Annotated in this window: 23 protein-coding genes and 1 tRNA gene; 9 read left to right on the top strand and 15 right to left on the bottom strand. The window is 61.8% G+C overall.

Features of this window, described 5'->3' with window-relative positions; genetic code table 11:
* Positions 1-75: 75 nt before the first annotated feature.
* A complete protein-coding gene (locus CFE42_RS16705) occupies positions 76-2,496 on the bottom strand; it encodes a bifunctional (p)ppGpp synthetase/guanosine-3',5'-bis(diphosphate) 3'-pyrophosphohydrolase (protein ID WP_004630924.1) in 2,421 nt (806 codons plus the stop codon).
* Here CFE42_RS16705 and CFE42_RS16700 point away from each other — a divergent pair.
* Complete coding sequence (locus tag CFE42_RS16700) at positions 2,495-2,665, top strand: hypothetical protein (protein WP_009277478.1); 171 nt, start codon at positions 2,495-2,497, stop codon at positions 2,663-2,665. The genes CFE42_RS16705 and CFE42_RS16700 overlap by 2 nt on opposite strands.
* Positions 2,666-2,761: 96 nt before the next feature.
* Here the strand turns inward: CFE42_RS16700 and rpoZ are convergent, their stop codons facing one another.
* The 3 genes from rpoZ to CFE42_RS16685 form a co-directional block, all read right to left on the bottom strand.
* Positions 2,762-2,965, bottom strand: a complete 204-nt coding sequence (gene rpoZ, locus CFE42_RS16695) for a DNA-directed RNA polymerase subunit omega (RefSeq protein WP_004630929.1) — start codon at positions 2,963-2,965, stop codon at positions 2,762-2,764.
* A gap of 136 nt (positions 2,966-3,101) precedes the next feature.
* The gene (gene gmk / locus CFE42_RS16690; protein ID WP_004630931.1) at positions 3,102-3,767 is read right to left on the bottom strand and encodes a guanylate kinase; all 666 of its coding nucleotides are present in this window, start codon (positions 3,765-3,767) and stop codon (positions 3,102-3,104) included.
* A 22-nt stretch (positions 3,768-3,789) separates the two neighbouring features.
* The gene (locus tag CFE42_RS16685; protein WP_004630934.1) at positions 3,790-4,725 is read right to left on the bottom strand and encodes a YicC/YloC family endoribonuclease; all 936 of its coding nucleotides are present in this window, start codon (positions 4,723-4,725) and stop codon (positions 3,790-3,792) included.
* A 151-nt stretch (positions 4,726-4,876) separates the two neighbouring features.
* Between CFE42_RS16685 and CFE42_RS16680 the strand changes: the two genes are divergently transcribed.
* From CFE42_RS16680 to CFE42_RS16650, 7 genes are all read left to right on the top strand, one after another.
* On the top strand, positions 4,877-5,902 hold the full coding sequence (locus tag CFE42_RS16680; RefSeq protein ID WP_004630936.1) for a serine/threonine-protein kinase: 1,026 nt from the start codon (positions 4,877-4,879) through the stop codon (positions 5,900-5,902).
* Between the two features lie 105 nt (positions 5,903-6,007).
* Positions 6,008-6,922, top strand: a complete 915-nt coding sequence (locus CFE42_RS16675) for a PP2C family serine/threonine-protein phosphatase (protein WP_004630938.1) — start codon at positions 6,008-6,010, stop codon at positions 6,920-6,922.
* 96 nt (positions 6,923-7,018) lie between these two features.
* The gene (rph, locus tag CFE42_RS16670) at positions 7,019-7,735 is read left to right on the top strand and encodes a ribonuclease PH (protein WP_004630940.1); all 717 of its coding nucleotides are present in this window, start codon (positions 7,019-7,021) and stop codon (positions 7,733-7,735) included.
* A gap of 11 nt (positions 7,736-7,746) precedes the next feature.
* Positions 7,747-8,352, top strand: coding sequence for an RdgB/HAM1 family non-canonical purine NTP pyrophosphatase (rdgB, locus tag CFE42_RS16665; protein ID WP_004630942.1), 606 nt, complete (start codon positions 7,747-7,749; stop codon positions 8,350-8,352).
* Between the two features lie 7 nt (positions 8,353-8,359).
* Positions 8,360-9,628, top strand: coding sequence for a radical SAM family heme chaperone HemW (gene hemW, locus CFE42_RS16660; protein WP_004630944.1), 1,269 nt, complete (start codon positions 8,360-8,362; stop codon positions 9,626-9,628).
* Positions 9,629-9,702: 74 nt separating this feature from the next.
* Positions 9,703-9,792: transfer RNA gene (locus CFE42_RS16655), tRNA-Ser, on the top strand.
* Between the two features lie 149 nt (positions 9,793-9,941).
* Positions 9,942-10,202: an Arm DNA-binding domain-containing protein gene (locus CFE42_RS16650; protein ID WP_310722620.1), complete on the top strand. Its 261-nt coding sequence runs from the start codon at positions 9,942-9,944 to the stop codon at positions 10,200-10,202.
* On the opposite strand, the gene CFE42_RS16645 is transcribed toward CFE42_RS16650, so the two are convergent.
* From CFE42_RS16645 to CFE42_RS16595, 11 genes are all read right to left on the bottom strand, one after another.
* Positions 10,107-11,594 carry a hypothetical protein gene (locus tag CFE42_RS16645; protein WP_004630946.1) on the bottom strand — a complete coding sequence of 496 codons (1,488 nt, stop codon included), beginning with the start codon at positions 11,592-11,594 and terminating at the stop codon, positions 10,107-10,109. The genes CFE42_RS16650 and CFE42_RS16645 overlap by 96 nt on opposite strands.
* Before the next feature lie 3 nt (positions 11,595-11,597).
* Positions 11,598-12,287, bottom strand: a complete 690-nt coding sequence (locus tag CFE42_RS16640; RefSeq protein WP_004630949.1) for a hypothetical protein — start codon at positions 12,285-12,287, stop codon at positions 11,598-11,600.
* Between the two features lies 1 nt (position 12,288).
* Positions 12,289-12,669: a hypothetical protein gene (locus tag CFE42_RS16635; protein WP_004630950.1), complete on the bottom strand. Its 381-nt coding sequence runs from the start codon at positions 12,667-12,669 to the stop codon at positions 12,289-12,291.
* The gene (locus tag CFE42_RS16630; protein WP_004630953.1) at positions 12,669-13,121 is read right to left on the bottom strand and encodes a hypothetical protein; all 453 of its coding nucleotides are present in this window, start codon (positions 13,119-13,121) and stop codon (positions 12,669-12,671) included. The genes CFE42_RS16635 and CFE42_RS16630 overlap by 1 nt, the downstream gene beginning before the upstream one ends.
* Positions 13,122-13,141: 20 nt before the next feature.
* On the bottom strand, positions 13,142-13,450 hold the full coding sequence (locus CFE42_RS16625; RefSeq protein ID WP_004630955.1) for a hypothetical protein: 309 nt from the start codon (positions 13,448-13,450) through the stop codon (positions 13,142-13,144).
* Positions 13,450-14,886: a N4-gp56 family major capsid protein gene (locus CFE42_RS16620; RefSeq protein ID WP_004630957.1), complete on the bottom strand. Its 1,437-nt coding sequence runs from the start codon at positions 14,884-14,886 to the stop codon at positions 13,450-13,452. The genes CFE42_RS16625 and CFE42_RS16620 overlap by 1 nt, the downstream gene beginning before the upstream one ends.
* A gap of 21 nt (positions 14,887-14,907) precedes the next feature.
* The gene (locus CFE42_RS16615; RefSeq protein WP_004630959.1) at positions 14,908-15,648 is read right to left on the bottom strand and encodes a hypothetical protein; all 741 of its coding nucleotides are present in this window, start codon (positions 15,646-15,648) and stop codon (positions 14,908-14,910) included.
* Between the two features lie 10 nt (positions 15,649-15,658).
* Positions 15,659-16,132: a hypothetical protein gene (locus CFE42_RS16610; protein ID WP_004630962.1), complete on the bottom strand. Its 474-nt coding sequence runs from the start codon at positions 16,130-16,132 to the stop codon at positions 15,659-15,661.
* Between the two features lie 308 nt (positions 16,133-16,440).
* Positions 16,441-17,715, bottom strand: coding sequence for a hypothetical protein (locus CFE42_RS16605; RefSeq protein WP_004630965.1), 1,275 nt, complete (start codon positions 17,713-17,715; stop codon positions 16,441-16,443).
* A gap of 3 nt (positions 17,716-17,718) precedes the next feature.
* Positions 17,719-18,120 (bottom strand): hypothetical protein, encoded by a 402-nt coding sequence (locus CFE42_RS16600; protein WP_004630966.1) that lies wholly within the window; start codon positions 18,118-18,120, stop codon positions 17,719-17,721.
* Complete coding sequence (locus CFE42_RS16595) at positions 18,117-19,991, bottom strand: hypothetical protein (protein WP_004630968.1); 1,875 nt, start codon at positions 19,989-19,991, stop codon at positions 18,117-18,119. The genes CFE42_RS16600 and CFE42_RS16595 overlap by 4 nt, the downstream gene beginning before the upstream one ends.
* On the opposite strand from CFE42_RS16595, the gene CFE42_RS23945 reads away from it, so the two are divergent.
* Positions 19,910-20,263 (top strand): AlpA family transcriptional regulator, encoded by a 354-nt coding sequence (locus tag CFE42_RS23945; RefSeq protein ID WP_353057384.1) that lies wholly within the window; start codon positions 19,910-19,912, stop codon positions 20,261-20,263. The genes CFE42_RS16595 and CFE42_RS23945 overlap by 82 nt on opposite strands.
* The last annotated feature ends 5 nt before the right edge of the window (positions 20,264-20,268 follow it).

Genomic DNA, 20,268 nt, shown 5'->3' with positions numbered 1-20,268 from the left:
TGTGTGCTCTAGCAGGCCACAACCAAAAAAGGCGAAGCCATGTGGCCTCGCCTTTTTTTGTTTCCGCTCGGAGCGTCAATCTCCACCGCGATCTCGCGCAATACGAATCACATCCGGGTTGCGCCGCAGCGCGCGCATCACATCGGCCAAGTGCACGCGATCATGCACCTGGATCAGGAACGTCATGTACGTCGCTTCCTGATCGCCCTCTTGCTCCATCGACACGTGCGCCACGTTGGCGTCAGCCGAAGTCAGGTCGGCGGCGACACGCGCCAGAATGCCCTTCGTATTGCGCACCAGCACCTTGATCGACACATCGAACGCGCGTGTCGTGTGCTCCGCCCACATGACGTCAATCCAATGCTCGGGATCCTTGCCATGCAGACGTTTGGCCACGCGGCATTCCTGCACGTGGATCTGCAAGCCTTCGCCCTTGCCGATATAGCCGACGATCGGGTCACCGGGAATCGGGCGGCAGCACGAAGAGAACACCATTGCCATGCCTTCGTCGCCACTCACGGTGACGGCAGGGGCCTCGTCGCCAGCGAAGGTATGCACGGCCGCCATCAAGGCTTCATCGCCGTCGTGACCGCCTTCTTGCAGAAGAATTTCGAGACGGCGCGCAACCACGGCGGCCACCCGGCGGCCGAGCACGAGATCCGCAAAAACGTCTTCACGCGCCTTGTTGCCCGTCCACTGCACGACGCGCTCCCATACCTGGGCGGACACGGCCTTCATGTCGATGCCGATCTGACGCAGCGCCTGTTCGAGCAAACGCTCGCCCAGTTGAATCGCCTCATCCAGCTTGGCCGTCTTGAGGAAATGCCGGATCGCCGCGCGCGCCTTGCCTGTGCGCACGAACGTGAGCCATGCGGGGTTCGGCTTTGAATACGGCGCCGTCACCACCTCGACGATGTCGCCGTTTTTCAGCTCCGTACGCAACGGCAGCAGTTCGTTGTTGATCTTGACCGCCACACACTGGTTGCCCAGATCGCTGTGCACAGCGTAGGCGAAGTCCAGCGCCGTAGCACCGCGCGGCAGCGCGCGGATCTCGCCCTTGGGCGTGAACACGTAGACCGCATCCGGGAACAGGTCGATCTTGACGTGCTCCAGAAACTCCTGCGAATCCCCCGTCTGGCTTTGGATGTCGAGCAGCGACTGCAGCCACTGATGCGCTTGCTGCTGCGCGCGATCGGGCTCGTCGTGGTGCTGCTTGTACATCCAGTGTGCGGCCACGCCGGCTTCCGCAATCTGGTTCATCTCACGCGTCCGGATCTGGAACTCGACCGGTGTGCCGAACGGGCCCACCAGCGTCGTGTGCAGCGACTGATAACCGTTGATCTTGGGGATGGCAATGTAGTCTTTGAACTTGCCGGGCATCGGCTTGTACAGGCTGTGCAGCGCACCCATCGTCATGTAGCACTGCATCTGCGTGTCGACCACCACGCGAAAACCATACACATCCAGCACCTGCGAAAATGACAACTGCTTGTCGTGCATCTTGCGGTAAATGCTGTACAGCGTTTTTTCGCGCCCGGTCATTTCGGCCGGGATGCCCGCGTCGGTCAACGCACGCTGGGCCGTTTCCAGAATGCGGCTCACGACCTCGCGCCGATTGCCGCGAGCCGCCTTCACCGCCTTCTCGAGCGTGGCGTACCGGAACGGCGAGCCAATGCGGAAGCTCAGTTCCTGCAGCTCCCGGTATGTCGTATTCAGGCCGAGGCGGTGCGCGATCGGCGCGTAAATCTCCATCGTCTCGCCGGCAATGCGGCGCCGCTTCTCCGGCGGCACGTGGTCGAGCGTGCGCATGTTGTGCGTACGATCGGCGAGCTTGACGAGAATCACGCGCACATCGCGCGCCATCGCGAGCAGCATCTTGCGGAAGCTCTCGGCTTGCGCCTGTTCGCGGCTCTGGAATTCAAGCTTGTCCAACTTGGTCAGGCCGTCGACCAGCTCTGCGACTTTGGGGCCGAACTTCTCGGCAAGCTCGCTCTTGGTCACGCCCTGGTCTTCGATCACGTCGTGCAGCAGCGCCGCCATGATCGATTGCACATCCAGCTTCCAGCCCGCGCAGATCTCTGCCACGGCCACGGGATGCGTGATGTACGGCTCGCCGCTTTGGCGGTACTGCCCGAGGTGCGCCTCATCGGAGAAGTGGAACGCTTCCTTCACCAGCTTGAGATCCGCCGGCTTCAGATACGACAGCTTTTCGGTCAGCCCCGCAATGGAGACGACCTGTTGGCGAGGCGGTGCCGCCGGCTGCGAGGTCGGGCCGAAAAGATGCCGATAGGTCTGCTCGAGCACCGCATCAATGAAGAGCGTGTCGGCGCCCTCCGGCTTGGCTGTCGAGCCAGCGGCGTCGGCGCTTGCGCCCTTATGCGATTTGGGCGGCAGGGCTGCCCGCTCCCCTACCAGGTCGGCGCCACGCGGATCAGGCAAGTTCGGCGCACCCGTACGAGGCGACGCGGGGCCGGAGCCGGAAGCGGATGACGGCATGGAAACGATGGAAGCGGTGGAAGACCCGGAAGGGACCGTGGAAGCGCCCGGCTCAGGACCGGACGACCTCGCGGACGATTCCACCGACGGCACGTTGTGTTCGTGCGTGGCGGAATGTTGGGTCCTGGGCGAAGAAGAAACGGGCGAGGTAGGCATGCCGGAGGTCTAGTGCGTTCGCGGCTTTCACATCCACGAAAGATCGCAAGAACGATCAGTGACCGAGGCAGCGTACCACGCCAGGTAATGCCAGGTAACGCGTGTCAGCTCAGGACGGAACCTTCTTGAGCATCTCGATGCCAACCTGGCCCGATGCGATTTCGCGCAATGCGGTCACGGTTGGCTTGTCCTTGGCATCGACCTTGGGCGTGTGGCCCTGCACCAACTGACGGGCGCGGTACGTTGCGGCCAATGCCAGTTCGAAGCGATTCGGAATCTGTTTCAAGCAATCTTCGACGGTAATACGCGCCATGAAAACTCCACCTGGTGGCAAATCTAGTTGATCTCGATATTTTAGCAGCAGCGCAGCACTCCCTTCGGACAGCTCTTGGGCGCAGGCGCTACCACACTTTCGCAATCGCGCTGGAAAACGTGATTGCGCTGCGTGCTCAGTGAATGCCCAGCTCGACGAACAACTCGCCGTGGCGCGCCTTCTGGGCACCGAAGCGCAGGCGCGTGGCCTGCACCACGGTGCGCAGTTCGGCCAATGCGGTATCGAACACTTCGTTGATGATCACGTAGTCGGCCTCGGGCGCGTGCGCCATCTCGGAGCCCGCCGCCAGCAGGCGGCGCACGATCACATTCGGCTCGTCCTGTCCGCGCTTCTTCAGACGTTCTTCCAGCGCAGGGAGCGATGGCGGCAGGATGAAGATTTCGACGGCATTGGAAAAACGCTGATGCACCTGTTGAGCGCCCTGCCAGTCGATCTCGAGCAGCACGTCGGTGCCGGCGCGCATCTGTTCTTCGATCCACACGCGCGAAGTGGCGTAGTAGTTGCCGTGTACCTCGGCCCATTCGAGAAACTCGCCGCGATCACGACAAGCCTTGAACTCCTCGACGGTCATGAAGTTGTACTCGCGGCCGTGCTGCTCGCCCGGACGCGGCTTGCGCGTCGTAGCTGAGACCGACAGGCGAATCGACGAATCCTGCGCCAGCAGCGCATTCACCAGCGTCGACTTGCCGGCGCCGGACGGTGCCACGACCATGAACAGGCTGCCGGGAAAATGATTCTCGATGGGCGTATCAACGGCAGAGTGCGCTTGAGAGGATGGCATGTTCTGGTTCTATCGTTTCAAGTTATTCGAGGTTCTGGACCTGCTCACGCATCTGCTCGATGAGCAGCTTGAGTTCCATCGATGCATCGGCTAGTTCCTTGGCGGCGGCCTTCGAGCCGAGCGTATTCGCCTCGCGGTTCAACTCCTGCATCATGAAATCGAGGCGCTTGCCGATCTGGCCGCCCTTCTCCAGGATGTGGCGCGTCTCGCGCAGGTGCGCCTGGAGGCGCGAAAGTTCTTCGGCGATGTCGATGCGGATGCCGTAGACGGTAGCTTCCTGGCGGATGCGCTCCGACAGCTCGTCGCGCGTCAGTGCCGGCGTGCCTTCGGGCGCGGCCAGGCCAAACGCCTCGCGCAGGCGTTCGGTCAGCTTGTCCTGATGCTGCTGGATCAGGACCGGCACCATCGGCGTGAGCTTGTCGACGATGGCGAGCATTGCGTCAGCACGGTCGAGCAGCACGGCCTTGAGCGCATCGCCTTCGCGACGGCGCGATTCCAGAAGTTGCTTGAGCGCCTCTTTGGCTGCCTCGATCACGGCGTCGCGCAACGCGTCCTGTGTCAGTTGGGGCTCGGCCAGCACGCCGGGCCAGCGTAGGATTTCACCCATGCGCAGCGAACCCGATGCCGGCAGGTGGGGCGTGACCGCCTGCTCAAGCTTGGCCAGTTGTTGCAGCAGTTCCACATTGAGCGCTGCGACATCGCTGGCGGCTTCCTGGCGCTGCAGGTTGATCCGGCACTCCAGCTTGCCGCGCGACAGTGCGCCCATCAGCATTTCGCGCAGGGCCGGCTCGAAGGCACGGCACTCTTCCGGCGCGCGGAACAGCAGATCGAGGAAGCGCGAGTTCACGGTGCGGAACTCGACCGAGACGGTGGCGACGCTCCCGCTGGGTGCGCCATGGGCATCGGTAAAGGCTGCCTGGCGTGTGGCAACGCCGTAGCCGGTCATGCTGTGGATCATGGAATCGTGGTGTGTTGTTCTTGATCGAGTCGGAAAATCCGGCGGCGGTTATTTAACGCCCGGAATTGGCGGGGAATCCCCCACCTTTTGTCGCTTTACAACGTGTGGACTGGTCAGGGAGAATCCGACAGCCATTTCGCCACACAAACCCATGACAGAGTCAAAAGGCTCAGGACAGCCACGCAGTGCACCGTTGCCGGTCGGCACCTTGCTGTCCAATTATCGTATTGTAAAGAAGTTGGCCAGCGGGGGGTTCAGCTTCGTCTATCTCGCCACCGACGAACATGGGACGCCGGTGGCCGTGAAGGAATACCTGCCGTCTTCGCTGGCCCGTCGCGCGCCCGGCGAATTGATTCCTGTCGTGCCCGAAGAAAGCGCGAGTGCGTTCCGCCTGGGGCTCAAGTACTTTTTTGAAGAAGGCCGGTCACTGGCCAAGATTTCCCACCCTGCCATCGTGCGCGTGCTCAATTTCTTTCGGGAAAACGGCACCGTCTATATGGTGATGACGTATGAGCAGGGTAAGACGCTGCAGGAGCACATCCTCACCGCGCGTCAGCAGGGCAAGCTGAAGATGCTGCGCGAGCGCTTCATCCGCCAGGTCTTCCATGACCTGATGAGCGGGCTGCGCGAAGTCCACATCCACAAGCTGCTGCACCTCGATATCAAGCCCGGCAATATCTACCTGCGCGAAGATTTTTCGCCGATCCTGCTCGATTTTGGCGCTGCACGGCAGACGCTCACCGCCGAAGCCTCGCGCTTCCAGCCGATGTACACGCCGGGCTTTGCCGCACCGGAGCTGTACCGCAAGCACAACGAGCTGGGCCCGTGGACGGACATCTATAGCATCGGCGCCACCATCTATGCCTGCATGGCCGGCACGCCGCCCCAGGAAGCCACGCAGCGCGAGAAAGACGACAAGCTGGAAGAAGGCCTGGAGCGCCTGCGCAAGGTCTACACAGCCAGCCTGATCGATCTGGTTGGCTGGTGCCTGAAGATGAAGCCTGAAGAGCGCCCGCAGAGCGTGTTCCGCCTGCAAAAGGTGCTGCGTGAAGAAAGCAACGCGCTGACCGAGTTGCAAGCGTTGACCGCCATCACACAGGGTGGCCCGGTGCCGGAAGAAAAAGAGGCGTTGACAACGCGTTTCATGAGCCGGCTGTTGCGCCGCCGGGACAGTTGACCGCCAAGCCGCCACCCATAGGCGGAGTATGATTCCAAAAGGTGCAACACTCGGCGGGACTAGCCGCTGCACCGCATCCCCTCACCGAATACTCATCTAGCCGCAATGCGATTCTCGGTTTATCAGGAAAGCAAGAAAGGCGCGCGACGCGTCAACCAGGACCGCATGGGCTACTGCTTCACGCGCGACGCCATGCTGATGGTGCTCTGCGACGGCCTGGGCGGGCATTCGCTGGGCGAAGTTGCTGCCCAGCAGGCGCTGCAGACCATGGCGCGCCAGTTCCAGCGCCACGCACGTCCGTCGATCCGCAATCCGCGTGATTTCCTGCACGAGAGCATCATGCTCGCGCACCGCGACATCCACCGCTATGCCGAGACGAACGGCCTGCCGGATGCGCCGCGCACGACAATCGTCTGCGCGCTCGCCCAGCGCGGCTCGCTGCACTGGGCGCACGCCGGCGATTCGCGCATGTATTTGATGCGCAAGGGTGAACTGGTGACGCGCACGCGCGATCACTCCAAGATCGAGAACCTGCTGCAACAAGACCGTGTACTGCCGATGCAGGTCGCGAACCACCCCGAGCGCAACAAGATCTACAACTGCCTGGGCTCGCCCAATCTGCCGCTGATCGACATCGGCGGGCCGGTGAACCTTGAGCCAGGCGACGTCGCCATGCTGTGCTCCGACGGACTGTGGGGCAGCGTGCAGGAAGACGAACTGATCGACACCTGCACAAGCTTCTCGGTCACGCAGGCGATTCCTGAGCTGATTGCCCGCGCATTGCGCAATGCCGGCGACTCGGCAGACAACACCACCGCCATCTCCATGATGTGGGAGCTGGACGCTGTGACCACTACGCAGGATTCGGTGCAGACCGACACCCTCCCGCTAAACGCCTTCACCACGTCCATCCTGGACGCGCCGCAAAGCGAATCGGGGCTGATGTCGGAAGAGGAAATCGAGCGCTCCATCGCTGAAATCCGCGCCGCCATTGACAAGACGAGCAATCTGACGCGCTAAGCGCCACAGCGCAGACCCCCTCCTCCGGCCCGCCCTGCTGAGCGCAGCGCGGGCCGGTATCATGTCGGGCTATCCGTTTCTTAAGCGAGACCCCACATGCGACCCAGCGGCCGCCAGCCCGACCAACTCCGCCCTGTCACCCTCACCCGCAAGTTCACGCGCCATGCCGAAGGCTCGGTGCTGGTGTGCTTTGGCGACACGCAAGTGCTCTGCACGGCCAGCGTGCTGCCCAAGGTGCCGCCGCACAAAAAGGGCAGCGGCGAGGGCTGGGTGACAGCCGAATACGGCATGCTGCCGCGCTCGACGCACACGCGCTCCGACCGCGAGGCCGCACGCGGCAAGCAGAGCGGCCGCACGCAGGAAATCCAGCGCCTGATCGGCCGCGCGATGCGTACAGTGTTCGATCTGCGCGCGCTGGGCGAGCACACGCTGCATCTCGACTGCGACGTGCTGCAGGCCGATGGCGGCACGCGCACGGCCAGCATTACCGGCGCGTTCGTCGCGGCATATGACGCTGTCTCGGTCATGCGCGAAAAGGGCCAGTTGGTGGGCGACCCGGTCCGCGACTTCGTGGCAGCCGTATCGGTCGGGGTGGTCGACGGCGTACCGGTGCTCGATCTGGACTACCCCGAAGACTCCGCCTGCGATACCGACATGAACGTCGTCATGACCGGCAGTGGCGGCTTTGTGGAAGTGCAAGGCACCGCGGAAGGCACGCCGTTCTCGCGTGCCGAAATGGATGCAATGCTGGGCTTGGCCGATCAAGGCATCCGCACGCTGATCAGCCTGCAGAAGCAGGCGCTGGGCCTGTGATCGACACGGCCATGCGCAAGATCATTCTCGCATCAAACAACGCCGGCAAGCTGGCCGAGTTCAACACGCTGCTGGGCACCCTCGGGTTCGACGTGACGCCGCAAGGCGCGCTCGGCATTCCCGAGGCGGAAGAGCCCTATGCGACGTTCGTTGAAAACGCGCTCACCAAGGCGCGCCACGCGAGCCGTGCGTCGGGCCTGCCTGCGTTGGCAGACGACTCCGGCATCTGCGTGCATGCGTTGGGCGGCGCGCCTGGCGTGTATTCCGCGCGCTATGCGCAACTGGTGGGCGAGCCCAAATCGGACGCCGCCAACAACGCCCGCCTCGTCCGCGAACTGGTCGGCAAAGCCGATCGCGGAGCACACTATGTTTGCGTGCTTGTCTACGTGCGCCATGCCGATGACCCGCAGCCGATCATTGCCGAAGGCAACTGGTTTGGCGAGGTGATCGACACACCGCGCGGCGACGGCGGCTTCGGCTACGACCCACACTTCCTGCTGCCCAATCTCGGCAAGACCGCCGCCGAACTGACCAAGGCCGAGAAGAACAGCGTGAGCCATCGTGCACAAGCCCTCGCGCAGCTCGTCGAACGGCTGCGCACCTTTGAAAACGCCTGACGTTCCAATGATCCCGATTTACCCCGCCGGCGCAGCCAAGACGCCTACCGCGACTGCCGCTGAGACCGGTGACAAGGTCACCTCCGTCTTCCTGCAGCCGGGCAAGATCAGCCTGCCCGCTTCGCCGCCGCTGTCCTTGTACGTGCACGTGCCGTGGTGCGTACGCAAGTGTCCGTACTGCGATTTCAACTCGCATGCGGAGCCGGAACAGGGCATCCCGGAAGAGCGCTTTCTGGCTGCCGTGCGGCAAGACCTGGAAGCCGCGCTGCCGATGGTGTGGGGCCGGCATGTGCACACGATCTTCATCGGGGGCGGTACGCCGAGCCTGTTGTCGGCGCAAGGGCTGGACCGCTTGCTGTCGGACATCCGCATGCTGCTGCCAGTTGACGCCGACGCCGAGATCACGATGGAGGCCAACCCGGGCACGTTCGAGGCAGAACGCTTCCGTAGCTACCGCGCCAGCGGCGTGAACCGCCTGTCGATCGGCATCCAAAGCTTCAACGATGCGCACCTGCAGGCCCTGGGCCGCATCCATAGTGCCGCCGAAGCGCGCGCCGCCATCGACATCGCCCGCGCGCATTTCGACAACATCAACCTCGACCTGATGTTCGCGCTGCCGGGCCAGACACTTGCCGAGTGCGAGGCCGATGTTGAGGCCGCGTTGTCGTTCGATACGAATCACGTGTCGCTGTACCACCTGACGCTGGAGCCGAACACCTACTTCGCCAAGTACCCGCCCGCGCTGCCGGATGACGACGCGGCGTTTGCAATGCAGGACTGGATTCACGCGCGGTTGGCAGCGGCAGGCTACGAGCACTACGAGGTGTCGGCATACGCCAAGGCCGGCAAGCGCTGCAAGCACAACCTGAACTACTGGCAATTCGGCGATTACCTCGGCATTGGCCCGGGCGCACACGGCAAGCTCAGTTTTCCGCACCGGGTCATCCGCGAGATGCGGCACAAGCATCCGGACACGTATCTGCGCCAGGCCGAGACTGCGGGCGGTGCGGCCGTCATGCAGGAGCAGCGCGAAGTCGACGCTGCCGACCTGCCGTTCGAGTTCATGCTCAATGCGCTGCGACTGACGGACGGTTTTCCCGTCACGCTGTTCCAGGAACGCACGGGCCTGCCGCTGCGCTCCATTGAGCGACAACTCGACGCCGCCGAGCAGCGCGGCCTACTGACGCGCGACCATGTCGCCATCCGCCCGACCGAACTGGGACAGCGATTCCTCAACGATTTGCAGGAATTGTTCTTGGCCGACGACGAAAACTGACGGTACCCGGTGCCAAGTTGCGCCAGGTACCGTTACAATGGCGCCCTTGCTCGCAACGAGCAGCGCAGTACGAAGGAAGCGTGGCCGAGTGGTTTAAGGCAGCAGTCTTGAAAACTGCCGATGGGGTGACCCATCCGTGAGTTCGAATCTCACCGCTTCCGCCATCTAGCCATCCGCAGGCGTCCGCCAAGTTCCTAGAACGACCGAAAGAACCGCGTAGCGACGCCGTTTTGGGGGTATTTCTCTTCTTGCAGCGTCCCGCCCGCTCCGACACAATCCACCCATCAAACAGGGGTGAGAACAGGGGTCGGAAATGGCGACGCGACAGCTTCAGCGGCTGACAGCACTCAAGATCGGCAAGTTGGACGCACCGGGTCAATACCCGGATGGCGGCAACCTTTATTTCCAGATTTCAGAGACAGGCTCCCGCTCGTGGATTTTCAAGTTCACGCTGCGCCGTCGATCACGAGAAATGGGGTTAGGCCCCCTTTCGCTTATCTCGCTGGCCGCGGCTCGAGCGGAAGCCGCAAAGTGCAGAGCTCTTCTGAAAGAAGGTACCCACCTTTTGCAGTGAGGTAGACGCCAGAGTGGAGTTCTTCTCGTTCAGAGCGGTGAGGTTGAACGTGATCGGCGATCCCGATGGGGATGACAACTCAATGTTGGATTCGACCACTTGCAGCTGCAGCATCTCGTTGTTCTTTGGAAACGTCGACGAGCGCACTTGGCACATATACGAAGCACCTGCATCGAGATATGTGCTGCTACTTGTAGCAACTGGTGAGCTGAAGAACAGCGCCGCACCCGCACCAGCTCCGGACAGTATGAAACCCGCTCCGTACTGGCCAGCGCAGTCATAAACGAACGAGTGTGGGCCGTTCCAGCGGCGACGGCGCAAGTCGAACCAGTAGTCATTGGTCTGGTTTTGACCAGACAATAGCGTCGGCACGCACACTCGATAGACGCTTCCGGAATAAGCTCCCGCCATGCGGGAAGGTTGCGTCGTATTCAGGAACGGCGTCTGTACGTCCGAAGTTGACTTGCCGTCGTTGACGATCTGCTGGACCGCGCCTAGGGGATTGATGACGTACGGTGCGTCCGAGCCCGCGAAATACGTACCCATTGGACTTTGGGTGATGCTGCGCGCCGCGGAAGTCCCGGTTGTCAGCGACAGATAGTTCACCGCCAAGTTGCTGGTGGCGGTATCGCCCGTGACCTGCCAGATTTGAAAGGCCTTGAAAGCGATCAGCGCCGCGACCACCCCGCCAGAGGTGGTTTGGGTCGGCAGCCCAGAGAACCCAATGATCGGGGTGGTGTCACCGAGCGTCACCGATTGAGACGCATTAGTCCGTGTCGTCGCTGCCAGAACATCGCTGAAGTACGCCACGTTGCCGATCGCAAAATATGCTCGGTTGTTGAAGTTGGCGACTGCCGTGGGCACGCCAGGCAAACCGTTCGTGGCTGTGTTCGACGAGCTCCACGCGGGCGTGGCCGGGTTGCTGATGTCGATGACTCCAAAGAAATTCGATCCGCTGCCCGAGAAACCAGGGTGAGTGACGATGATCTTGGTGCCGATCACCGCCATGGTGGGCGGTGTCCAGGGGCCGCTTGTCGCGGGGGAGGATGGCACGTTGCCGGCTGTCACGCCAGAAATCGTGACGAAGCTGTTGCTGGCGACGTTGTAAGCGAACGGCTCGTCGAATCCGGCCGTGCGCCCGCTGGACACCATGCCGTACACAATGTTGCCCAGCACGATGAACACCGAAACGAAAGTCGGCGACGTAAAACCAGAAAACGTAGTTAGTGCCGCCCCAACGCCAGGACGCGGCACCACCAGTTCCGGATTACCCTGATCGAACACCAAGTTTCGCAACAACACGCAAGCGCCAGGGAACGCGTCCGTGGCATCAAGCGCATCACACAACCCCTTGGGGGTGAAGCGAACGGGATATGACCGGGTGATGCCCATGGCTCACCCCGTGACTTTGGTTGCTTTGAGCGCCCGATTGGTATGAAACCTGCGAGGGTCCAGGCGGACCTGCTTGACCACGGCTTGCTCGTCGCCTTCCATGATCAGATGCGTGCGCAGCATCTCCTCGGCTTCCTTGACGAAGCGGTCGTGCCGCTCGTCGTCGGTAATCCTCATCATGCGATACGCCGTGGCATGAATCAGATAGTCAGTGTCCGAGAACCACGGCACGGTAGCCGACGTTTCCGGCGTGAGAATGTCAGCCTGCTGCACCATGTAACGGTGCGTCAGCGTAATCTGCCCTGACGACTGTGGGTAGATGTAAAGGAGACCCACGCCACCAAACGCGACAGGAGACAGGTCGGTTGCGAACTCATACGGATAGTTCGCGATGGATGGGTCTTTAAACTCCTGGTCGTACTCCTCCATCGAAATAGGGTGGAGAAAGTAAGGCAGGTTGTTTTGCGAGAAGAACAGATCGTAGGTGCGGTTGTAGTCCGCCTCCAGATTGAACGGGCCGTTACTGTTGGCCTGGACGACGATCGATTGCGTCTTGCGATTGACCTTCAGGTCTCGGTGCAGGCACAGATCCTGAAGCACCAGATTGAGCGATTGACCGCCTTGCGAAGTGAAGCCGGGGCACTTCGCAATCTGCAGGGCGTACGCGACGATCTGCGCGGCGGTCAGTGCCATGTCAGGCCTCCATGCCCATCTTGACGCGCGCCTTCGCGATCTCGTCGCGAAGCTGCTTGAGCTGGACCGGATAGTTGTCGAGGTGCTGTTTCTGAGCGCTGGGCAGCGTCTTGCGCTTGGCCTGCTCCAGCAGGTCAAGATAGGCCTTCTCGATCTGCGCTTCGGTGCGCACCAGCATGTCCAGCTTTTCCTGCAGCACAGGCCGCTCTAGGATGTCCTGCTGCCGGCGCAACGCTTCCCTGCACGTGTCCATGCGGTCGTTCAGCGATTCGATGGACTCATCGGCGTAGACATAGCCGCTGATCGATAGCTGCGCGCCGTTGGGCGCCGGAAACGAGATCGAGAAATTGCCCAGTACGGGCGTAGCGTTCTGTTGATCCATCAGCGACCCCGGCCGGAAAGAGTGGTGTTCATCTCACGGCGATAGACGTTTTCGTTCTTGCCGTTGATGCTGCGTTCGTGGTCCCACGTGCGTTGAACGATCTCTTTGATCGTGCGCAGCGTGTTCGTGTCGAACGAATACACCTCGCCGTGGTAGTACGGCACACCGTTCAGTTTGATGTCCGTGCCACCAGAGGGCGCCAGGTCGATCTTGAACTTGTACATGTCGACGCCGTCATCGTTCTTCCCCACCCATACTTCTTCCACGGCGGCGTTGAACAGCAGAGCGTTTTGCGCGGCAGCGGCGTTCTCAGCCAGTTCGGCTCGCGCCTTCTCTTCGCCGCTCCGAGCAATCGCCAACTCAGCTTCGAGCTCGGCAATACGCTTGCGCGGATCGATGTCGTTCTTATCTTCGGGGCGGTCTGCGCCGCCCTCGCCATTTCGTGCAGCCATAATTATCTCCTTGCTAAAAATCATTGCGCCGCAGGCGCGTCCACGTTCTCCACCGTCGCGGTAATCACCGCCGCCGTATTTTCCGAAGCAGCCCCGCCGAGAGGCGGAATCGTCATGACAGGTTGCGTGTCATCTAGGCGCAACCACATCGGCGTGCCGACCGCGTACTGAGCGAGAGCATCGGCGAGGTCGACAGTGATCGCGGCCGCAAAGCCGGTGCCGTCCACCGCGATGAGGTTGACCGTAGAAGGTTGGGTGCCGTTCGACTGCAGGACGCCTGGAACAACCGAAGCGACCTGCATCGCTTTAACGAATTCCGTTGCCATCATCAGCCTTGGTTGGCCGTGCCGGCTTGATAACCCGGAGCGAACGCACTCGATGCCTCAACCCGAGCCAGGAAAGACTGGTTCAGGATGATCGAGCCGTAGAACACCTTCCACGACACGACACGCGTCTGGTTGAGCGGATCGCTCTTGTCGGCGCCGGTCAGGTAGTGGAACTCCGGGTTCTCCAGCAGCACCTGGCCGTAGCTGTGGTTGCCGATGAAGATGGTCGGGAACACGGTCACACCTGTAGCCGGAGCAGCCGGAGGCGTCTGCGCATTCCCGATACCCGTGATCGTCACGGTTTGGTTGGGCGCCAGCTGCGTGGCTTGGCCAGCCAGCGGGCCAGTGGTCGGACCGGAGGCCGACAGACCCAAGTTGGCAGGGTTAGCCGACGTGCCAACGTAGACGTTGAACACGTATCCCACCAACTGCGGCAGGGCAACCTGGATGGAGCCGGTCGGGCCAGTCACGGAAATCGAGGTGGAGACCTGATAGATCTGCTGTTCAACCGATGTCTGAGCCGGCGAGGCAGTGACCTGGACGTAATAGGTGCCAGTGGCCAGCGTGCCGCCAGAAGCGGAAGCAGTGCCGTTGATGGCGGCCACGCCGGTCCAGTACGGCATCATGTTGGTTTCAACGAAGCGCGCGCCGTTGAACGGGCCCAGCTCGTTGTTGTACAGGCGGTTCACGTCGCTGTACGCCCAGGCCTGCTGCACCGAGCTGTTCTCGCGCATGTCCTGCGCGGAAAGCGGGTGGATCAGCGCCACGTAGTGCTGCGTCATAGCCGGCGAACGTGACGGGTCGCGATACGCGCCGGCCTCGATCATCATGTCTTCGCGCTCGTCGCCGTTGAAGCGCGGCACGCCGAACGTGAGCATAGAGCCGACCACGCGGTTGACCTCATGCGGACTCATGACGTTCGAACCAGACAGAGCCGCACGGTTGGCAGCGTTGCCGGCAAAGTTTACTTGCGTGGCCGACAACAGGGTGTTGAGCGTGTTGCGCTCCAGCGTTTCCGGCATTTGAAGTGCAACGAGTTCGCACGCTTGCTGGAACAGCGGATGCTTGATCGTCAGGTTGGCCACGTCAGTGATGATGACGCGGTCGCCCCACTGCTGAGCGGTGGCCGTCACCTGCTGCAGGGTCATGGCCTCGCCCGGAGGTGCCACGCCTTCCTGCAGCGGTGCAAACGGCAGAGGCAAACGCACATAGCGCGATGCGGTGTAAGTCGTGCCGCGGTTGGTGTCCAACTTCAGCGGCTTGCCGAACTGGTACGCAACCAGTTGACGGCGAGACAACGGCTCGACTTCTTCCTGGATGTAGGCTTCGACATCCGAGGTGAAGCTGCTCGACTGGTTGGTGACGCCAGGAAGCAGGAACCGGCCGAACCCACCGACCAGCAGCCCCAGCAGGAAGATCAAGAGACCTCGAGCTTTCATGTTGCCCCTCCTTTTGGGGTTTTAGATGTTGATGTTCGCCAGGCGCTCAGCGCGCTTCTGGTGTTCGTTTTTCCCGCCGCGCGCCGTGACATCGGTCTTTGCGCCAGGTGTGCGTCCACGCGGCAGGTCAGCTGGCGGCGCTTTCGGCTTGGCCTTCAGCTTTCCCTCCGCGATGTCCTTGCCGAGCATGAAGTAATACAGAGCTTCGCGCGGTGCGTTTTGCCCACGCTGACGCAGGGTCGTCAGCTCCTGCTCAATCCGATCGGCGTACTTTGAGCGACGCGGATCCGATTGAAACTTGGACTGGAATTGCGCTCGATCGCTCACGTCCTGCGCATGACGCAGAGCCTCTTCGGCCTGGCGCTTGTTTTCACGCAGTGTGCGATTGGATTGAATCTGCCAGCGCTCAAGGTCCGTCAGGTCGGACGCGCGCAGGCGCTCTTCCTCGCGCTGAAACTCTGGGTCGGCCTGCGGTGACGGTGCCGGTTGACTGTTGCGAAGATTGTCCGCGTAGCGCTTGGCGGCCTCGACTTCGGCTTCTAGGCGAGCGAGACGCTCACGCGAGTCGTCGCCGCGACGTGCGCTTACCGGCGGGGTGGGCTCATCATCGACAAGATCGCCGATCGGATCATCCAAATCATCGCCGCTACCGTCACCGAGAGCGCCAATGTCGGCAGGAGGATCGACAGGAGGATCGCCTGCATCGTCATCAACAACGCGAGCCAGCAGAAAGCGCAACAGTTTGGAGGCGTATTTCTTCATGGCCGTGTCCTTAAACCGTGGCAGCGCCGCCGATGTTCTGCATCGTCAGCGTTGTGGCCGAAGACACCGTCACTTGGAATTCACGCCAGGTGTTCTGCGCGATGGTCGCGGTGCCGTTGACGGTGACGCCAGTGCCGCCCACCAGGGTCCACGAGAATGCGCCGCCCGACGTGTTCAGGATGCGTACTTTCCAGCTTGATCCAATGACGGGCGAATTCGGACCAAACAGGGCACTAATGAGTGCGGTCGCTGTCGGTGTGGTCAGGTTCGCGCCGGCACCGAGCGTGCCGGTCATGTTGAGCACACAGTCATTCGCACCAGCCATCTGCGAAACGGTTGCCGTCGTAGCGGTCGTCGCAGCGTTGGTGTTGTACTGCTCGTTTGTCAACGGCGTGATCGCGTTCAGGTTGCCGACGAGAGAACTTTGATCCGGTATGCCGCCCAAGAACACTTGGTTGACTTGCTGCCCTGCGCTGAGGCCCATGGCTGGACTCCTAAAAATTACTTGCCGTTCTAACAATCTTTCCTGAGCGATTCAATGATCTATGGGAGACCGTTAAACGCCGCGCAAAAAATATGCGGTGAACTGGACACTGGACCAATCCAAATTCGCGTTTTGCTGGATCTGTCCAGACGCCGAAACTACTGACTCGAATCCGTCTGTAAAGCCGTCAGGTACGCAACGGACCAAGACATCGCCCACATTTAAGCCCGCGACGCTAACAGCCCCTTTGGTTGTGGATCCGCTGAAATTTGCCTTAACGATCGTTGCGGTTGCCGTAGTTGTTGCCATTACCTAATCCTCCGCGCCCGAATGAATCCAGTGGCGTTGAGCGTACTGGTCGTGAAATTTGCGATGACTTCCAAATAGACTGTTGTTGTCGCGGACAACGAAACCCTTACGACGGGGCTTGCCGTGGTCTGGCCCGTCCCTGTTGTGGAATAAGCGGGAGATACGTAACTGCCAATTGGCCCGAAAGTCCCTGATACCGTGGATATACCGACAACCCATGAGCTGAGTACCGTGGCTCCCGAAGGGGCCAGTTGAGCAACGCCACTTACATCCCAGTCGCCAGCCGTCAAACTGAGGGATATAAGGTTTGTGTTGACGCCCGACGTCATCCCTGTACTGGCTGAGGTCGCGGTTTGATATTCCCCGACGCTCCCGGCATTGGCGTTGTCGTTGGTAGTTGTCCCGACAATGCCTCCCGTTGACTGCGGAGTGATTGCCCCAGTGAAGGTAAGGCCAGCTACCGTAGTGGAGAACGACGGATCTGCGGAGGAGCCCTGAGAAACAAGGGGCACACCGGTTGAAGCATTCGGCCCGACTGTCGCAACGCCCCCAGTTCCTTCGCCGACAATGACGCCGTGCGCTGTCAGAGTCGAGCGACCTGTGCCGCCAGAGGCCACCCCTATCGCAGTGGAGGCCGTCAACGTTGTGAACGCGCCGGCATTGGGCGCCGTACCTCCGATGGCCGGTGGGGAAGCCAGGTAGTTAGAAAAGCCCGTACCGCTGACGCTGCTGCTCGCGCTAAGCGTCGTGAACGACCCAGCTGCTGCAGTGGTTTGCCCGATCGGCGTGTTGTCGACTGTGCCGCCGGTGATCGCAACATTGTTCGCGTTTTGCGTGGCGATTGTGCCCAAACCTAGGTTCGTACGCGCGCCGGCCGCCGTGCCCGATCCCGTACCACCGGACGTGATCCCCAGGGGATTGGCGGTGAAGTTGACCGCTCCTGTCGCTGCCAAACTGGTAACGGTGGCAGCCGCTGGAGTCGTCCCTCCAATCACAGCGCCGTCGATCGTCCCGCCTGTAATGGCAACAGCATTGGCATTCTGGTTCGCCATCGTGCCAGCCGCCAGGCCGTTCACTTTGGCGACGGTCGGATTGGGGTACGTGCCGGACAGATCTCCGCCTGCTGCGCCGGATGGTGGCTGCGTCGACAGCGTGTTGACGAAGACCAGGAAGCTTTTGGTCAGGTAATTGAAGCCGTTCTGGACGCTCTCGTACGTGACACCAGTGCCGTTCGACTGGGCTTTTGGCGGGGCTAGGGTGAATTCGTCTGCCATGGCTCACCCCTTCGCCAGGCGCGCGATGCGCGGCTCGAGCGTTGCATCGTTGTATCGACCGCGCATGCCGCGCAGCACGCGCAGCAAGGACTTCCGATGGCCGCGCTCGCATGCGTAGCGATCGGCAGCCAGTTCCTGGGACAACACCAGGGCGCGGGTGGCCTTCGGCGCCCACAGCGGCGCGCCGATCAGAGCCCAGAGCATGCGGGTCACACCATGCCAATGCGCGATGTGGCCTTCCTCGTGCGCGAGGATGGCGCGTTTCTCATCAGCCGGCCGGCCCATGAAGCCGGGGCCCACGCGCACGCATGCCAGTGGGCCGAACGCGATCGCTTCCGCGACGAACGGAGGACCGACTTGCGCCGAATCGTTGAACAGGGATTTCTCGCTGTAGACGATCTTCATCGCGGCCCCGCCATTGCATCTTGGATATGGTCCGGGTGGATGGCGCCCGGGGGCTGCTGCGGCCGCGGCATACTCGGTTGCGCACCGAGGCGCGGCGTACCTGCCACGCCTGGCCCGGCTCCACCCGGTACGCCGGGCATTCCTTGAGGCTGCTGCGCGCCCATCTGCTTTTGCAGCTTGGTCTGCATCGCCTTCATGTGCTCCATGATGTGGGCCCGGAACTTGCCAACCGGATCTCCTGTCATCACGGCGCCGCGCTGATGGGACTGGATGTGCTGGGCGTCCTCGTCGGCCTCGTGCACGATGGCATCCAGGCCGTTGTGCATCATGAGGTTCTCTTCTTCGGGATCGATCGTGAACAGGTTGCGCTCGTCGATTAGGATCCGAGGCGCCACGTCGACGCCGAAGATCTGTTCGGTGCCGAACTCCAGGATCGGTGTGACATCCAGCTTGCGGCCGTTGAGTAGCTGAGGCGGTACGCCGCGCAGCACGTTCATCCACGCGATCATCTGCTGCATGCGCTGCATGCCCATCACGTAGGCCGTGCCACTCCAGCGGAAGAAATAGCGCTCACCGAAGGCCTGGGGCGGGATCTCCTGGAGACGCTTCTGCGTGCCGGTCTCGCCCATCGTGGCCACCGTCAGCTCCTTGGTGCGGAACTGGCGATCGAGCTCGAACAGGTCTTCGAGCAGGGGATTGAGCATCACCTCCTCGTAACGCTTGGCGTAGTCGATGATGACCAGCTGTTCCTGCTGCGCCATGGCGCCCATTTGCGCGGCGTTCTTCCGGCCTTTTCCCTGCGCCGGCATCATGGCCTCCGTGACTTCCAGGGACTCCATGATCTGCGCCTTGATTGCTTGGCACAGGCCGATGGCGTCCTTCCACAGCGCGGGGAACTGCGCGAACTTGGTCTTGTTCGGGTCGGCCAGCCACACGGCTGCCAGGCCCATCACCATCGACTGGTAATTCGGCTGCGCCAGCGGGTCAGTCATGACGATGGGCAGCAGTGCGTATTGCGCGCTGTCCTGACCCATGTTCCAGTAGTCGTTCAAGTTCCACTGCAGGTACTTGACCGGCTCGATCTTCGAAATGCCGAAGAACGATCCCTGCACGCGCTCGATCGGCGCGGAGCGCACCGGCCGTCGGCCGGACCATCGCGGATTGCGGATGATGCCCAGGATCTCGTTCTGACCGGCGTAGTAGACGTACACCGGTTCCTTGACGCCTTCGCCCAGATCCAGGTCGGTGTGCGCCTCGAAAATCAACGCGTACTTGTACGTGCCCTCAGTGCGCACGCCTGCGTCGCTCGTGCGGCGCTTGGGTGGATTGTGCTTCTCGCGGCTGTTGTCGGGCTTGGCCAGGCGCTCCATCAGCTCAGTCGCGCTAACCCCGACGAACACGCCCTCATCGATGAGCTGCTGCACCTTGTCGGAAGACATGCGCAGGCGGATGCAGGTGGCTTCCGCTTCCTCGATGCTGTTGGTCGTGGGCGGATAAACCGCCAGGTCCTCGGTGGCGAAGGGCACGATCTCCGGGCCCTCATCGATTACGTCCGAGGTTTTCAGCTCGAATTCTTCGTCGCCCGCCGTGTCCTGTGCCTCGATGCCGTCTTCGGATTCGAGCGTCGGCGGCTGCGAGATGACCTCGGTGACGCGCCGGTAGCTCTTGGTCCAGTCCAGGTACAGGTTCCACTGACCCGTCACGTCGCCAGCCAGCAGATCAGCGCGCACCGCGTCCTTAAGCCGGCACTTGCGGATGTAGTGCTCGAGCAGCGCCATCTGCGCCCACGGTGAATCACCGGTGGGGCCGGTCACGTCGACGTGCTTGTGGTTGGTGGGGAAGAGCTGATTCAGCGCCCGACGCATCCGCATGTGGATGCCGTCGCGCACGGCGGGGATGTAGCAGGTGGAGTTGCCCGAATACTGCTGGTTCTCGTCCGGCTGCGCGTTGTAGATGTTCCAGTATCCTCCGGCTACCGGAAGTCCTCAAGGTGGTCGGCCTGAGCCGGAGCACCGTGTACGCCCGCATTCAGGCCAAGGACTTCCCTACCCCTATCAAAATGGGGCGATCAGCCGGCTGGATCGAGTCCGAGATTCAGGCTTGGATTGAAGGACGGATTGCAGCTGCGCGTGGCACAACCTGAATAAG

This window comes from Ralstonia sp. PBBBR1 (assembly GCF_002256165.1).
In the GTDB taxonomy this organism is placed as follows: Bacteria; Pseudomonadota; Gammaproteobacteria; order Burkholderiales; family Burkholderiaceae; genus Ralstonia; species Ralstonia thomasii.
The sequence above is the reverse complement of the archived record's forward strand: the minus strand, read 5'-3'. Positions and strand labels throughout refer to the sequence as shown.

Coding starts and splice junctions, on each gene's coding strand:
- CFE42_RS16700 (WP_009277478.1), top strand. CDS start 2,495: ATGGAAACGATGGAAGCGGTGGAAGACCCGGAAGGGACCGTGGAAGCG.
- CFE42_RS16705 (WP_004630924.1), bottom strand. CDS start 2,496: ATGCCGTCATCCGCTTCCGGCTCCGGCCCCGCGTCGCCTCGTACGGGT.
- rpoZ (WP_004630929.1), bottom strand. CDS start 2,965: ATGGCGCGTATTACCGTCGAAGATTGCTTGAAACAGATTCCGAATCGC.
- gmk (WP_004630931.1), bottom strand. CDS start 3,767: ATGCCATCCTCTCAAGCGCACTCTGCCGTTGATACGCCCATCGAGAAT.
- CFE42_RS16685 (WP_004630934.1), bottom strand. CDS start 4,725: ATGATCCACAGCATGACCGGCTACGGCGTTGCCACACGCCAGGCAGCC.
- CFE42_RS16680 (WP_004630936.1), top strand. CDS start 4,877: ATGACAGAGTCAAAAGGCTCAGGACAGCCACGCAGTGCACCGTTGCCG.
- CFE42_RS16675 (WP_004630938.1), top strand. CDS start 6,008: ATGCGATTCTCGGTTTATCAGGAAAGCAAGAAAGGCGCGCGACGCGTC.
- rph (WP_004630940.1), top strand. CDS start 7,019: ATGCGACCCAGCGGCCGCCAGCCCGACCAACTCCGCCCTGTCACCCTC.
- rdgB (WP_004630942.1), top strand. CDS start 7,747: ATGCGCAAGATCATTCTCGCATCAAACAACGCCGGCAAGCTGGCCGAG.
- hemW (WP_004630944.1), top strand. CDS start 8,360: ATGATCCCGATTTACCCCGCCGGCGCAGCCAAGACGCCTACCGCGACT.
- CFE42_RS16650 (WP_310722620.1), top strand. CDS start 9,942: ATGGCGACGCGACAGCTTCAGCGGCTGACAGCACTCAAGATCGGCAAG.
- CFE42_RS16645 (WP_004630946.1), bottom strand. CDS start 11,594: ATGGGCATCACCCGGTCATATCCCGTTCGCTTCACCCCCAAGGGGTTG.
- CFE42_RS16640 (WP_004630949.1), bottom strand. CDS start 12,287: ATGGCACTGACCGCCGCGCAGATCGTCGCGTACGCCCTGCAGATTGCG.
- CFE42_RS16635 (WP_004630950.1), bottom strand. CDS start 12,669: ATGGATCAACAGAACGCTACGCCCGTACTGGGCAATTTCTCGATCTCG.
- CFE42_RS16630 (WP_004630953.1), bottom strand. CDS start 13,121: ATGGCTGCACGAAATGGCGAGGGCGGCGCAGACCGCCCCGAAGATAAG.
- CFE42_RS16625 (WP_004630955.1), bottom strand. CDS start 13,450: ATGATGGCAACGGAATTCGTTAAAGCGATGCAGGTCGCTTCGGTTGTT.
- CFE42_RS16620 (WP_004630957.1), bottom strand. CDS start 14,886: ATGAAAGCTCGAGGTCTCTTGATCTTCCTGCTGGGGCTGCTGGTCGGT.
- CFE42_RS16615 (WP_004630959.1), bottom strand. CDS start 15,648: ATGAAGAAATACGCCTCCAAACTGTTGCGCTTTCTGCTGGCTCGCGTT.
- CFE42_RS16610 (WP_004630962.1), bottom strand. CDS start 16,132: ATGGGCCTCAGCGCAGGGCAGCAAGTCAACCAAGTGTTCTTGGGCGGC.
- CFE42_RS16605 (WP_004630965.1), bottom strand. CDS start 17,715: ATGGCAGACGAATTCACCCTAGCCCCGCCAAAAGCCCAGTCGAACGGC.
- CFE42_RS16600 (WP_004630966.1), bottom strand. CDS start 18,120: ATGAAGATCGTCTACAGCGAGAAATCCCTGTTCAACGATTCGGCGCAA.
- CFE42_RS16595 (WP_004630968.1), bottom strand. CDS start 19,991: ATGCGGATGCGTCGGGCGCTGAATCAGCTCTTCCCCACCAACCACAAG.